Raw genomic sequence first — 12,782 nt, forward strand, 5'->3', positions numbered from 1 at the left:
TTGTCTGGTTGTATGACGTTCTGTGCACGCCCCGTGCACGGATGGTGCACGGGCCGTGCATGGCCGATTGGGCGATCAGGCGGCTTTCGCCTGCGCCTCCAGCTCGGCATGGAAGGCCCACTCGATCCAGGGCATCAGCGCCTCCAGATCGGCCGCCTCGACGGTCCCGCCGCACCAGATCCGCAGACCCGCGGGCGCGTCCCGATAGGCGCCGACATCATAGGCAACGCCTTCTTTTTCCAGCCTTTTCTGGACCGCCTTGGCAAAGGCGTCCGGCTCGGCGATCCGGTCGTCGTCGAATTTCAGGCAGACGCTCGTGGTCGACCGCGTCTCCGGCGTCTCGGCCAGGAACTCGATCCAGTCATGCGCGGCCACGAACCGGTCGACCACCGCGAAGTTCTTCTCCGCCCGATCGATCAACCCCTTGAGACCGCCGACTTTTTTCGCCCAGTCCAGCGCCTGCAGGTAATCCTCGACGCACAGCATCGACGGCGTGTTGATCGTCGCGCCCTCGAAGATGCCCTCGTTCAGCTTCCCGCCCTTGGTCAGCCGGAACACCTTCGGCAGCGGCCACGCCGGCGTGTAATTCTCGAGCCGCTCCACGGCCCGCGGCGACAGGATCAGCATCCCGTGCGCCGCCTCGCCGCCCAGCACCTTCTGCCAGGAGAATGTGACCACGTCGAGCTTGTCCCAGGGCAGTTCCATCGCGAACGCCGCCGAGGTCGCATCGCACAGGGTCAGCCCCTGCCGATCCGCCGGGATCACGTCCCCCGACGGCACACGCACACCACTCGTCGTCCCGTTCCAGGTAAAGCAGACATCCCGGTCGTAATCGAGCGACGCCATGTCGGTGATCTGGCCGTAATCGGCCTCGTGCACCCGCGCATCGAGCTTCAGCTGCTTGACCGCGTCGGTCACCCAGCCTGCGCCGAAGCTTTCCCAGGCAACCATCTCGACCGGGCGCTCGCCCAGCATCGACCACATCGCCATCTCGTAGGCGCCGGTATCGGACCCCGGAACGATGCCGATCCGGTAATCCGCCGGCACGCCGAGGATCTCGCGGGTCTCCTCGATGGCCTGCTTCAGCTTGGACTTGCCCGCGGCGGCACGATGCGAGCGCCCAAGCGGCGCGTCGGCAAGCGAATCGAGGGTGAAGACGGGGGGTTTGGCACAGGGGCCGGACGAAAAACGCGGATTTGCCGGCCGCGCGGCCGGGGTCGTCAGGTCAGACATATCATACCCTTCCAGATATTTGCCCCTCGTTGGGGAGGGGTGTCCCGCCGCTGGAGCTAGGCCAAGTGTCGCAAACAAGCAAGACCTTTCTCCCTCCGACCCCGCCACGCCTCTTTGGTCCCCGAAAATATCCCGGGGGAGTCCGCCCCCGGCGGACGGGGGCAGCGCCCCCGCAACGCGCCGCCCGAAGCGGCGCCAACCATCGCGCGCGCCGAAGGCGCTCCGCCCGGATCCCGCCGGCTGGTGCCCGCGCGAAATTCGTGGTTCAAGCCGCGCGACGAACGGAGGACGATGATGCACACCGCCATTCTGATCGCCGCGCCAGGCGGGCTCGAACCCGCGCTGGTCGATTCGCTGCGCAACGCCTGGGGCGGCGGCGATGCCCAGTGGCTGTCGCCGGACGAGGCGGCCGAGTTTCCCCTGGCGCGATTGCCGGACAACCTGGCGAGCGTGCAGGACGACCTGCGCCCCGGCGGCGTCGACATCGCGGTCGTGCCGGCCGACAACCGCCGCAAGCGCCTGCTTCTCGCCGACATGGATTCGACCATGATCGGGCAGGAATGCATCGACGAACTGGCCGCCGAGGCCGGCGTCGGAGAGCGGGTCTCGGCGATCACCGCCCGCGCGATGAACGGCGAGCTGGGTTTCGAAGGCGCCCTGCGGGAGCGTGTCGCGCTGCTCGACGGGCTGCCCGAATCGATCATCGTCGATGTGCTGGAGCGGCGAATCACGCTCGCGCCGGGCGGGCCGGAGCTGCTGGCGACCATGCGGGCGCACGGGGCCCACGCGGCCCTGGTGTCGGGCGGCTTCACCAACTTCTCCGGCCCGATTGCCGAGCGTCTGGGCTTTCACGAACACCGCGCCAACACGCTTCTCGCCGAGGGCGGGCGGCTGACCGGCGGCGTGGCCGAGCCGATTCTCGGGCGCGAGGCCAAGATCGCCGCGCTCGACGACCTCACCGCCCGGCTGGGGCTCACGGATGCCGACGTGCTCGCCGTGGGCGACGGCGCGAACGACCTGGGCATGCTGCAGCGCGCGGGCCTCGGTGTCGCGCTCCACGCCAAGCCCTCGGTCGCGGCCGAGGCGCAGGTGCGGATCGACCGGGGCGACCTGACCGCGCTTCTCTACATTCAGGGCTACAGCCGCGACGAGTTCGTCCGGCCCTGACCTCAGCCGAAGCCGGGCGCGGGGCGCAACATCCCGACCTCGGCGGCGCGCCGGTTCCGCACCGGGGCGTTCCACCGCTTGCGCGTGGCCGCATGGTCGGGGTCGAGCACCCCAAGCCGGATCAACAGCGCGGCGACCGCACACTCGGCCGCCCGCCTCGCACCGTCCGCCGCCTTGACCGCCAGGCCGATACCCTTGTCCGGCAGGATCGCCACGAAGACCCCTTCCGCCCCGGTCTTGATCGCGACGGTGCCGGTGGCCTCCATCAGTTCGGTGCAGGCGCGTCCCTCCCCGGCGACCAGGAGTGGATGGTCGATCATCGCGCAGGTCAGGCGGCGCATGGCACGGTCCCGCGCGTCCGTCTCGTCCGCCGTGGCGAAGCGGGCCATCGCGCGGGCCAGCCCGTGCATCGTGGTGGCGAAGTTCGGCGCCGAGCAGCCGTCGAACCCGTATCCGGGGCTGGGGACGCCTGTGAGGTCTTCGAACGCGGCGCGCACCCGTTGCTGCACGGGATGGTCCGGCGCGACATAGTCCGGCCCCGCACCCAGGTGCTTGGCCAGGGTCAGAAAGCCGGCATGCTTGCCGGAACAGTTGTTGTGCACCTGGCCGGGTGCGGCATGCTCGCGGATCAGCGAGAATTTCAGCGCCTTGTCGCGCGGCGGTTCCGGGCCGCACAGCAGGTCGTCCTCACCCAATCCCAGATCGCCCAGCCACGCCCCGACGGCGTCGGCGTGCAGGGCCGCGCCCTCGTGGCTGGCGCAGGCCAGCGCCAGCTGCGCCTCGCTCAGGCCAAAGGCATCCGCCGCGCCGGACTCGACCAGGGGCAGCGCCTGGATCATCTTGCACGACGACCGGGGATAGATCACCGCCTCTGGGTCGCCCCAGGCGTCGAGCACCTCCCCGTCCGGACCGCAGATGACGGCGTGTCCCACGTGCACTGATTCGCGCAGATCGCCGCGCCACAGCTCGGCCAGCGGATGCGGGTCGGGCATTGGCGGCCCTCCTTTCACGTATCGGAGAATTCGTGCCCCGAGGGCTTTCACAAATCGGCCGGTTATCGTTACTCTTTGCGTTCAGACATGGAAAGGGATTGATACCGCGCAGGCACGTCTGGCAAACGCGGTTCCGCCCAGAGGCAGAGGCAGTTGGAGGCACTTATCAAGATGAAATCCGGTATCCGGCAGTCCCTCGCAGGCGCCGCACTGACGACCCTCGCCGCGGCGCTGCCCGCCGCAGCGCAGGACGAGTCGACCAATCGCGTCTCGGTCGAAACCGCCTGGAGCGTCTTCGTCGAGGACGATCCAAAGGAGTGCTGGGGCGTCTCGGCCCCGACAGAGACCGTCAACACCCGCAACGGCGAGGTCGTCTCGGTCACGCGGGGCGACATCCTGCTGTTCGTCACGTTCCGCCCCGGCGAGAGCGGCGAGGTCACGTTCACCGGTGGCTATCCGTTCGCGGACGATTCGACCGTCAGCGTCGACATCGGTGGTCGCGAGTTCGAGATGTTCACCGAGAACGTCCGCGATTCCGAGGGCGACATGATCGGCTGGGCCTGGCCGGCCAGTTCCTCGGGCGATTCCGAGCTGATCTCGGCGATGCGCGCCGGCGCCGACGCGACGATGACCGCGCGCTCCAGCCGCGGCACGACCACGGCGGACACGTTCTCGCTCTACGGCTTTTCCGCCGCGATGGAGGATGCCGAGCAGCGCTGCTCGGAGTGACAACCGACACCTTCGACGACCGAGCGCCGCGCGGCCGCCGCGTGGCGCTCACCTTTTTCTGAAGGGCGATAGGCCCTATATCCCGCTGACAATGCCAGCCAAGAGAGCCGCCATGACCGCGCCGATCACACAGGATGTCGTCACGTTTCCGCGCAAGCTTCCGGACGAGGAGCGTCCGAACCTTGTCGGGATGACGCGCGACCAGATGCGCGAGGCGCTGATCGCCGCGGGCACGCCCGAAAAGCAGGCCAAGATGCGGACCGGACAGGTCTGGCAGTGGATCTATCAGAAGGGCGTGCGCGACTTCGCCCAGATGACCAACCTCGCCAAGTCGTACCGCGCGATGCTGGAAGAGAACTTCAGCATCGAGGTGCCCGAGATCGTCACCCGCAACGTCAGCCTCGACGGAACGCGCAAGTACCTGCTGCGCATCGCCGGCGGCCACGAGGTCGAGGCGGTCTACATCCCGGAAAGCGACCGCGGCACGCTGTGCATCTCCAGCCAGGTCGGCTGCACGCTCACCTGCTCGTTCTGCCACACGGGCACCCAACGGCTTGTCCGCAACCTGACGCCGGGCGAGATCGTCGGACAGGTGATGGTCGCCCGCGACGATTTGGGGGAATGGCCCAAGGCCGGCGAACCGAAGAACGAGACGCGGCTTCTGTCGAACATCGTGCTGATGGGAATGGGCGAGCCGCTCTACAACTTCGACAACGTCCGCGATGCAATGCGGATCGTTATGGACGGCGAGGGCATCTCGCTCTCGCGGCGCCGCATCACCCTGTCGACCAGCGGTGTCGTCCCCGAGATCGCCAAGACCGCCGAAGAGATCGGCTGCCAACTGGCCGTGTCGTTCCACGCGACCACGGACGAGGTGCGCGACCGCCTGGTCCCGATCAACAAGAAATGGAATATCGCGACGCTGCTGGACGCGCTGCGCACATATCCGCGGCTGTCGAATTCCGAGCGGATCACGTTCGAATACGTGATGCTCAAGGATGTGAACGATTCCGACGAGGACGCGCGGCGTCTGGTCAAGCTGATCGAGGGTATCCCGGCCAAGATCAACCTGATCCCGTTCAACGAATGGCCCGGCAGCCCACATGAACGTTCGGACTGGAGCCGGATCGAGGCCTTCGCCGACATCGTCTACAAGGCAGGGTATGCCTCGCCGATCCGCACGCCACGGGGCGAGGACATCATGGCCGCCTGCGGCCAGCTCAAATCCGCCAGCGAGCGGCAGAAGCGGGCGCGCCGCGCGCCGATGACGCAGCAGCCGCCCGCCTGATCCTCAGTCTTGGCTGCGCGGCCGGCGCATCGCGCGCCGCGCGGCCATCCCCTGCGAGATCCCCATCGCCAACGCGGCGATGACCGGCGTCAGGATGGCGACGGGCGAACCCGCACCAGCTCCGGCCATCGGCATCGGCGCGGGCGCCACGGCAACGGGCCGACGTCCGACGAGCATCGCGATCCCGAAGAGGATCAGCGCGACGCCGAGGAACACGACCCCAATCACGGTGGCTGCGAAGATCGCGCCGTGGGAAGCGGCCAGCATCAGGAAGGCCGCGACACACAGAAATGCGATGCCGGCCAACAGGAACAGCACCGCGACGAACGAAAACGCGGCCCGCCGCGCCATGCGGCGAGCCATGATCTGCATCCCGTACATCGGCGCTTACCGGCGCGTTGCGATGAGACCGATGAGAAAGCCGATGCCCGTGGCGATCCCCACCGCCATCGTCGGGTTGCGACGGATGGATTGCTCGGCCTCGGTGTAATAGCCCTCGGCTACGCGCAGGGCGTCGTCATACTGCCGCCCGGCGGTGTCACGGGCTTGACGGGCGTGATCGCGGGCAGCGCCGCGGGCGCTGTCGTACTGTTCGCGCGCGCCGCGGCCCAGAAGACCGGTCAGCGCCTCGATGTCGCTACGCAGCTGCTCGACCTGGCCCTTCAGGTCGTCTTGGCTGACGTTCTTGGAGGCCTTCGCCTCGTGCGGGATGTGCTTGACGCTGGTGTCGGTGTCTTCGGTCCGTGCCATCTCTTTTGCCTCCATTGCCCGTTCAGGCGCCACTCCGGCGCCGGGTTCGAAAATCCAACGGCACATCGGGCGAATTGTTCCGCTGCCGCGCGCCATTGGCGGAATGAGTCTCAACGCCCCGGAATCGTGCCCCTCTTGCTGCGCGGATGGGGCCAGTTCGCGATCTGGTCCAGGGCCTCGTCGGCGCTTTCGACGAACCGGAACAGGTCGAGATCCTCGTCCGAGATCGTGCCCGCCCGCGACAGCGAATCCCAGTTGATGATCTCTTCCCAGAAACTGCGACCGAAAAGCAGGAACGGCACACGCTCCATCCGGCCCGTCTGGATCAGCGTCAACGCCTCGAACGTCTCGTCCAGCGTGCCGAAGCCGCCGGGGAACACGCAGACCGCGTTCGCCCGCATGAGGAAATGCATCTTGCGCAGCGCGAAGTAGTGGAAGTTGAAGCACAGCCCCGGCGTCACGTAGGCGTTCGGCGCCTGTTCGTGCGGCAGCACGATGTTCAGCCCCACGGACCGCCCGCCGGCATCGTCGGCGCCGCGGTTCCCGGCCTCCATCACGCCCGGTCCGCCGCCGGTGACGATGATGTTCTCGCGCCCGCCGCGCGCCAGCGACGCCTCGGTGATCCGGCGCGAGAATTCGCGCGCCTCGTCATAGTACCTGGTCAGCTCGGCCAGCCTGGCCGTCCGGGCCCCGTCCTTGTCCTTGGGCTCGGGGATGCGCGCGCCGCCGAACAGCACCACGGTCGAGTCGATGCCCGCCTCGGTCAGCACCATCTCGGGCTTCATCAACTCGAGCTGCAACCGCACGGGCCGAAGCTCGGGCCGGCACATGAAGTCGTCGTCGGAAAAGGCGAGACGGTAGGACTCGGCCCGCGTCTGCGGCGTGTCCGGCACCTCGCGGGCCGTGCGACGATCCTCTCCGGCGTCGCGGAACGGGCCCTGGCGGTCGTCCCGCATCGCTTCCGAGCGCAGATCGTCCGTCATGCCGCCTCCTTCCGGCGCGCGGGCCGTGCCGGGCGGGTTGTGGTGACCTCTGGTTCCATTCACTGATCCATGTTCCGAGGGTTTCCGATGGCCGGCTGTTCGTCTTGCCGGACGCGCCCGGTCGACGGCCCGGCCGTCGCCGCCGTCCCGACATCTACGTATATCCGGGCGACGGCCACAAGCATGCGCCGCCGCATCCTGACAGGCCGCCCGTGCCGCCATTGTTCCGCCCACGCGTCGCGGCAAGGCTCTTCCCCCGCATCTCGGGGCATGCGGCCATTGCGCCGGGCGGACACCGCTGCCTATAGATGCCGCGCAACCGAAAGCCGGGAAGGATGCCGATGTCGATGTCGAACGCACAGCTGGAAACCGCGATCGAATCCGCTTGGAAGAACCGCGACTCGATCACGCCCGAGACCAAGGGCGAGACACGCGATGCCGTCGAGGCGACGCTCGAAGCGCTCGACAGCGGCAAGCTGCGAGTGGCCGAAAAGCGCGGCGACGACTGGCACGTCAACCAATGGGCCAAGAAGGCGGTCCTGCTGGGCTTCCGCCTGAAGGACATGGAAAAGCACTCGGGCGGTCCCCAGGGCGGCACCTGGTGGGACAAGGTCGACAGCAAGTTCGAGGGCTGGAAGAAGAAGGACTGGCAGGACGCCGGCTTCCGCGCCGTGCCGAACTGCATCGTGCGCAAGTCCGCGTTCATCGGCAAGGGCGTCGTGCTGATGCCGTCCTTCGTGAACCTCGGCGCCTATGTCGACGAGGGCACGATGGTGGACACCTGGGCGACCGTCGGGTCGTGCGCGCAGATCGGCAAGGGCGTGCACCTGTCCGGCGGCGCCGGGATCGGCGGCGTGCTCGAGCCGCTTCAGGCCAACCCGACGATCATCGAGGACAATTGCTTCATCGGCGCTCGCTCCGAGGTGGTCGAGGGCGTCATCGTCCGCGAGGGCGCGGTCCTGGGCATGGGGGTCTATATCGGCCAGTCGACCAAGATCGTCGATCGGGAAACGGGCGAGGTCTTCCAGGGCGAGGTGCCGCCCTATTCCGTCGTCGTCTCGGGCTCGATGCCGACAAAGAACAACCTCAACCTCTACTGCGCGGTGATCGTCAAGCGCGTGGACGAGCAGACCCGCTCGAAGGTCGGGGTGAACGAATTGCTGCGCGACTGATCCACGCCAACAGGCGTCTTTCCCGGGCCGGCACACCCGCCGGCCCGGGCAGGTGTTCCGGCCCGCCGCGTCTTTTGACGGCTCGAGGGAACCTGCCGGGCATGTCGTTGTTGAGACCGCGACAATTTGCCTTGAACCGGAGAAGAACATGGGCTGGCTCATTACAATCATCCTCGGCGGCCTTGCCGGCTGGATCGCGGAAAAGATCATGAAGGCGAACCACGGCCTTCTCACCAACATCATCCTGGGCATCGTCGGTGCGTTCGTGCTGAACCTGATCCTGGGTCCGGTGCTGGGGCTGTATACCGCCGAGACCTGGATCGCGTACCTGATCGTCGCGATCATCGGGGCCTGCGGTCTCATCGCCATCTGGCGCGCAGTGAAGGGCCACGCCTGACGCCCCATAGGACATGATATCGACCTGAACGGCGTGGAGTGATCCTCCGCGCCGTTTTTTCGTGCGCACCTGCCGAGGGCGCAGCTTTCCTACGCCGCGCAGGCGTGACAGAAGCCCCTCCGACGACACACGCCCACCGCCGCGACGAGGTTCCGATGGCCAAGGAGAAAAAGCCCCACCAGGTCTACACCCTTCTGGTCGAAGTGGGCCGCAAGGACGGCGACGGCCTGCCCAGGGAGGCCACTGGCGCGGCGCTGATGGTCTATGCCTCGGGCGTGGACGAGGCCGAGGCCGTGCGCGAGACGGTGGCGATCCTGAAGCAGGCCGACATGGCCCCGCTGGACGTGTCGGGCTATGGAACGCTCGAAGAGCGGCTGGCCGAGGGCCACGACATCGAGGACGACGAACGCGCGCTGATGGACCGGGCGCTGGACGAGAACGCGGTGATCGTCGCGCAGATGACGCCGTTCTACGACAAGGCGTGAGACCTCAGATCGACGGCAGCGTGACGTAGAAATCCGTCCCCTCGCCCAGGGTGCTGCGATAGTAGATGTCGCCGCCCAGCATCTCCATCAGCCGTTTCGCAACGTTCATCCCCAGCCCGGCGCCGCTGTGGCTTCGGGTCGGCGAACTGTCGACCTGCGTGAACCGCCCGAACACGCGGTCCTCGACCCCCTCGGCGATGCCGATGCCACGGTCGCTCACCCGGACCTGTATGTCCTGCTCGGTGCGATGCAGCACGACGTCGACGACCCCGTCCCGTGGCGAGAACTTCACCGCGTTCGACAGCACGTCCGCGAGCACCTGCTTGACCTTGGCCCGGTCGGCGACCGCCGTGCAGGGACCAATCGGCTCGGTCAGGCGCACGCACACGCCGCGTTCCTCGGCAAAGAGCTGCAGATCCTCCACGGCCTCCTGCACGATGTCGGCCAGGTCGACCTCTTCGGACCGCATCTCGACTGCGCCGGTCTCGATCTTCTGGAAGTCTAGCAGCGCGTCGATGATCGTCTGCAACCGCTCGCCGTTGCGGCCGGCGACCTCGAGGACGTCCTGCGCGGACTCGGACATCGGCCCCAGCGAGCCGCTGCCAAGGAGCCGCAGGCTGCCGTTGATCGAGGTCAGCGGCGTGCGGAGCTCGTGGCTGACATTCGCGATGAACTCCGCCTGCAGGCGCGAGGCGCTTTCGGCCTTTTCCTTGGCACGGCGGAGGGCGCGCAGCGTGGTCTCCTCGACCGTCACGTCCGTCAGTTCCAGCGTCCAGCCCAGGATGCTGCGGCTGGCGCGGAACGGGGACTCGATCGGGTGCGCCGCGGGACGGTAATGCGCCCCCGCGATGGCGAAGTGGCTCACCTCGTCGATGCGGCCCTGCCGAACCAGCTGACCGGCGAGGTGCCGAACCGCCTCGCGCAGCGCAGACCCGCCGTCCGATCGCAGAAGGGACTCGGCACTCGCATTGGCACTGACCGGCGCGCCGTCGCGGTCGATCACGAGGATCGGCTGCACGAGCGTCGAGAACAGGTTGCTGTGGGCGATGTGCTGAATGTTCATCGTCTGCTGGCTGAGGATCATCCAGCCATAGGCAACGAGCGAGAGCGCGAAGGCAAAGGGCGTCGGGTCGAACCCGAACAGGGTGATGCCGGCCAGAACGTAGCCGAGGCTGACCAGAACCGGCACGGAGGTGATCAGCAGGAGACCGCTGTAGAACGGCCGCAGCGGGCCGCCGGACCGCCGCAGCGCCCGGATCACCGCGGCAAGAGCGCCTGCCACCCATAGGTAGTGAAACAGCACGAACAGGTAGAAGAGCGGCCCGTGCCAGTACAGCACCGAGACCCGTCCGTCGATGATTGCGGCCTCGGACCGTACGCCGTAGAGGGCGTGGTGAAGGGGATTGGTGACCGCCACGAGCCCGATGACGACCGGCGCCAGCCCCAGGACCACGCCGCGCCAACGCCCGCCACCCTCGCCCGAGAGAAGGCTGTAGTCGAACAGGAACAATGACCACGCCACGACCGTGAGCGTGATCCCCGGATAGGCGAGCCCGGCGAAGAACAACTTGCAGTCGAGCGGCCGGGCGACGAGTTCGCCGATCGAGGCCGACAGCCACCACAGCAGGCCGAGCTGGCACAGCAGGAACACGCGGTGACCGGGGTCGAAGCGCTCGTTCCGGGCCCACCATGCCACAGCGGCGAACCCGACCAGAATGACCAGAGCAAACAGCACCGCATTGTCGATCTGGGGATCGCTGAAACACTGCGTTGGAAACATGCGGGTCAACGGCACTTGATTATCAAAGAAATATTCCGTTGCCCGAAGGCGCGGAGCAGTCCCGGAAATTCCCGGTGCGCAACGCCTTACGCCCTGCGGCGCGACGCCGCAACGAAAGCCGGCAACCTTGCGCGGGATATGCGGAACGGTAACCCGAGCGCAACACTCGGGAATTTTTGCCGACGTTGCGCCCACCCCGCGCCGGCGCTAGGCAGAGGCCGATTTCGCCACAGGATGCGCCATGTCCCACACCGTCGATCCGGTCGAGCTGACCGCCCGCCTGATCCGCTGCCCCTCGGTCACGCCGGACGAGGGCGGTGCGTTGGCCCTGATGGAAGATCTCCTGTCCGCCGGCGGCTTTGCCTGTACTCGGGTCGACCGCGGCGGGGTGGCCAACCTCTATGCCCGGTGGGGCAACGAGGGGCCGGTGTTCGGCTTCAACGGGCACACCGACGTGGTGCCGGTGGGCGATCCGGCCGACTGGACGCATGGCCCCTTCGACGCGGACATCGAAGACGGGGTCCTCTTCGGCCGTGGCGCCACCGACATGAAGTCCGCCGTGGCCGCCTTTGCCGCGGCCGCGATCGGTTTCGTGCAGGAGCGGGCGCCCGACGGCTCGATCGTGCTGGCCCTGACCGGCGACGAGGAAGGGCCCAGCCTCGATGGCACCCGGGCCCTGCTGGACTGGATGGGCGAGAAGGGCGAACGCCTCGACGTGTGCCTCGTGGGTGAGCCGACCTGTCCCGACCGGATGGGCGAGATGATCAAGATCGGTCGGCGCGGGTCGATGAATGTCCGACTGACCGCCACCGGTCAGCAGGGCCATTCCGCCTATCCGAAACGCGCCCGCAACCCGGTGCCGGCGCTGGCGCGGCTGGTGGACCGGCTGGCGACCGCGACGATCGACACGGGCACCGCGCATTTCGATCCCTCGACGCTCGCGGTCACCACCTTCGACACGGGCAACACCGCGACGAACGTGATCCCGGCCACCTGTCACGCCGGCCTGAACATCCGCTTCAACGACCTGCACTCCGGCGACACGCTCACCGAGTGGCTGCGGAAAGAGGCCGAGGCCGTGACGGACGAGACCGGCATCGACATCGCGCTGGACGTCCGCGTGTCCGGCGAGGCGTTCCTGACACCGCCCGGACGGTTGTCCAACCTTGTCGCGCGGGCGGTCGAGGCCGAACTGGGCGTGACGCCCGAGCTGTCGACGACCGGCGGCACGTCGGATGCCCGCTTCATCAAGGAGCACTGTCCGGTGGTCGAGTTCGGGCTGGTCGGCCGCACGATGCACGCGGTCGACGAACGGGTCGAGATCGATCAGATCCGCCAGCTGACCGCCGTCTATCACCGCATCCTTCGGGACTATTTCGCATGAGCCGCGTGATCGCGCGGACCGACGACCTCGCCGCGTGCCACGATCTGCGCCGCGCCGTCTTCATGGACGAGCAGGACATCTCCGAGGCAGACGAGTTCGACGATCTGGACGACACGGCGATCCACCTGCTCGCGACCGAGGGCGGCCGGCCGGTCGGCACGGCGCGGCTTCTCTTGGCGCCCCCATTGGGCAAGATCGGGCGGGTCTGCGTGCTGCCGGACCACCGGGGCACCGGACTGGGCGCGGCCCTGATCCGGGCCGCGATGGACGAGTTGCGCCGCGAAACCGGCGTGATCCGCGCGCGGCTGGGGGCTCAGGTCCGCGCAATGGGCTTCTACGCGCGGCTCGGCTTCGCCCCGACCGGCGAAATCTACGACGACGCCGGAATTCCGCACCGCGACATGGAACGCAGCCTTTGATCC

14 protein-coding genes are annotated in these 12,782 nt (G+C 67.7%); 8 read left to right on the top strand and 6 right to left on the bottom strand.

Going from position 1 to position 12,782, the window contains the following annotated elements; genetic code table 11:
• Positions 1-75 precede the first annotated feature (75 nt).
• Complete coding sequence (locus BMZ25_RS09555; protein WP_092692762.1) at positions 76-1,233, bottom strand: phosphoserine transaminase; 1,158 nt, start codon at positions 1,231-1,233, stop codon at positions 76-78.
• Positions 1,234-1,527: 294 nt separating this feature from the next.
• On the opposite strand from BMZ25_RS09555, the gene serB reads away from it, so the two are divergent.
• Positions 1,528-2,400 carry a phosphoserine phosphatase SerB gene (serB, locus tag BMZ25_RS09560; protein ID WP_092693467.1) on the top strand — a complete coding sequence of 291 codons (873 nt, stop codon included), beginning with the start codon at positions 1,528-1,530 and terminating at the stop codon, positions 2,398-2,400.
• Positions 2,401-2,402: 2 nt separating this feature from the next.
• Here the strand turns inward: serB and BMZ25_RS09565 are convergent, their stop codons facing one another.
• Complete coding sequence (locus BMZ25_RS09565; RefSeq protein ID WP_092692764.1) at positions 2,403-3,392, bottom strand: asparaginase; 990 nt, start codon at positions 3,390-3,392, stop codon at positions 2,403-2,405.
• Between the two features lie 171 nt (positions 3,393-3,563).
• On the opposite strand from BMZ25_RS09565, the gene BMZ25_RS09570 reads away from it, so the two are divergent.
• Together BMZ25_RS09570 and rlmN are read left to right on the top strand one after the other, a co-directional pair.
• Positions 3,564-4,121, top strand: coding sequence for an invasion associated locus B family protein (locus tag BMZ25_RS09570; protein ID WP_235859833.1), 558 nt, complete (start codon positions 3,564-3,566; stop codon positions 4,119-4,121).
• 112 nt (positions 4,122-4,233) lie between these two features.
• Positions 4,234-5,409: a dual-specificity RNA methyltransferase RlmN gene (gene rlmN / locus BMZ25_RS09575; RefSeq protein ID WP_092692767.1), complete on the top strand. Its 1,176-nt coding sequence runs from the start codon at positions 4,234-4,236 to the stop codon at positions 5,407-5,409.
• 3 nt (positions 5,410-5,412) lie between these two features.
• Here rlmN and BMZ25_RS09580 read toward each other — a convergent pair whose 3' ends face one another.
• From BMZ25_RS09580 to BMZ25_RS09590, 3 genes are all read right to left on the bottom strand, one after another.
• A complete protein-coding gene (locus BMZ25_RS09580; RefSeq protein ID WP_143071514.1) occupies positions 5,413-5,772 on the bottom strand; it encodes a DUF2207 domain-containing protein in 360 nt (119 codons plus the stop codon).
• Positions 5,773-5,796: 24 nt separating this feature from the next.
• Positions 5,797-6,159, bottom strand: coding sequence for an ElaB/YgaM/YqjD family protein (locus tag BMZ25_RS09585; protein ID WP_092692774.1), 363 nt, complete (start codon positions 6,157-6,159; stop codon positions 5,797-5,799).
• Positions 6,160-6,269: 110 nt separating this feature from the next.
• Positions 6,270-7,115, bottom strand: coding sequence for an LOG family protein (locus BMZ25_RS09590; protein WP_092693469.1), 846 nt, complete (start codon positions 7,113-7,115; stop codon positions 6,270-6,272).
• Positions 7,116-7,489: 374 nt separating this feature from the next.
• Between BMZ25_RS09590 and dapD the strand changes: the two genes are divergently transcribed.
• From dapD to BMZ25_RS09605, 3 genes are all read left to right on the top strand, one after another.
• Complete coding sequence (gene dapD, locus BMZ25_RS09595) at positions 7,490-8,314, top strand: 2,3,4,5-tetrahydropyridine-2,6-dicarboxylate N-succinyltransferase (RefSeq protein WP_092693470.1); 825 nt, start codon at positions 7,490-7,492, stop codon at positions 8,312-8,314.
• Between the two features lie 148 nt (positions 8,315-8,462).
• On the top strand, positions 8,463-8,711 hold the full coding sequence (locus tag BMZ25_RS09600) for a GlsB/YeaQ/YmgE family stress response membrane protein (protein WP_092692779.1): 249 nt from the start codon (positions 8,463-8,465) through the stop codon (positions 8,709-8,711).
• 155 nt (positions 8,712-8,866) lie between these two features.
• A complete protein-coding gene (locus BMZ25_RS09605; protein ID WP_092692783.1) occupies positions 8,867-9,196 on the top strand; it encodes a hypothetical protein in 330 nt (109 codons plus the stop codon).
• 4 nt (positions 9,197-9,200) lie between these two features.
• Here the strand turns inward: BMZ25_RS09605 and BMZ25_RS09610 are convergent, their stop codons facing one another.
• A complete protein-coding gene (locus BMZ25_RS09610; protein ID WP_092692789.1) occupies positions 9,201-10,976 on the bottom strand; it encodes a sensor histidine kinase in 1,776 nt (591 codons plus the stop codon).
• Between the two features lie 241 nt (positions 10,977-11,217).
• Here BMZ25_RS09610 and dapE point away from each other — a divergent pair, with 241 nt between their 5' ends.
• Entirely contained in the window at positions 11,218-12,360 is a 1,143-nt protein-coding gene (gene dapE, locus BMZ25_RS09615) for a succinyl-diaminopimelate desuccinylase (RefSeq protein WP_092692792.1), read from the top strand.
• Positions 12,357-12,779, top strand: coding sequence for a GNAT family N-acetyltransferase (locus BMZ25_RS09620; protein ID WP_092692794.1), 423 nt, complete (start codon positions 12,357-12,359; stop codon positions 12,777-12,779). The genes dapE and BMZ25_RS09620 overlap by 4 nt, the downstream gene beginning before the upstream one ends.
• Positions 12,780-12,782 lie beyond the last annotated feature (3 nt).

It is taken from the genome of Tranquillimonas rosea (assembly GCF_900111315.1).
Lineage (GTDB): Bacteria > Pseudomonadota > Alphaproteobacteria > Rhodobacterales > Rhodobacteraceae > Tranquillimonas > Tranquillimonas rosea.

Excerpts from the sequence above, each read along its gene's own strand:
- BMZ25_RS09555 (WP_092692762.1), bottom strand. The coding sequence starts at position 1,233 with ATGTCTGACCTGACGACCCCGGCCGCGCGGCCGGCAAATCCGCGTTTT.
- serB (WP_092693467.1), top strand. The coding sequence starts at position 1,528 with ATGCACACCGCCATTCTGATCGCCGCGCCAGGCGGGCTCGAACCCGCG.
- BMZ25_RS09565 (WP_092692764.1), bottom strand. The coding sequence starts at position 3,392 with ATGCCCGACCCGCATCCGCTGGCCGAGCTGTGGCGCGGCGATCTGCGC.
- BMZ25_RS09570 (WP_235859833.1), top strand. The coding sequence starts at position 3,564 with ATGAAATCCGGTATCCGGCAGTCCCTCGCAGGCGCCGCACTGACGACC.
- rlmN (WP_092692767.1), top strand. The coding sequence starts at position 4,234 with ATGACCGCGCCGATCACACAGGATGTCGTCACGTTTCCGCGCAAGCTT.
- BMZ25_RS09580 (WP_143071514.1), bottom strand. The coding sequence starts at position 5,772 with ATGGCTCGCCGCATGGCGCGGCGGGCCGCGTTTTCGTTCGTCGCGGTG.
- BMZ25_RS09585 (WP_092692774.1), bottom strand. The coding sequence starts at position 6,159 with ATGGCACGGACCGAAGACACCGACACCAGCGTCAAGCACATCCCGCAC.
- BMZ25_RS09590 (WP_092693469.1), bottom strand. The coding sequence starts at position 7,115 with ATGCGGGACGACCGCCAGGGCCCGTTCCGCGACGCCGGAGAGGATCGT.
- dapD (WP_092693470.1), top strand. The coding sequence starts at position 7,490 with ATGTCGAACGCACAGCTGGAAACCGCGATCGAATCCGCTTGGAAGAAC.
- BMZ25_RS09600 (WP_092692779.1), top strand. The coding sequence starts at position 8,463 with ATGGGCTGGCTCATTACAATCATCCTCGGCGGCCTTGCCGGCTGGATC.
- BMZ25_RS09605 (WP_092692783.1), top strand. The coding sequence starts at position 8,867 with ATGGCCAAGGAGAAAAAGCCCCACCAGGTCTACACCCTTCTGGTCGAA.
- BMZ25_RS09610 (WP_092692789.1), bottom strand. The coding sequence starts at position 10,976 with ATGTTTCCAACGCAGTGTTTCAGCGATCCCCAGATCGACAATGCGGTG.
- dapE (WP_092692792.1), top strand. The coding sequence starts at position 11,218 with ATGTCCCACACCGTCGATCCGGTCGAGCTGACCGCCCGCCTGATCCGC.
- BMZ25_RS09620 (WP_092692794.1), top strand. The coding sequence starts at position 12,357 with ATGAGCCGCGTGATCGCGCGGACCGACGACCTCGCCGCGTGCCACGAT.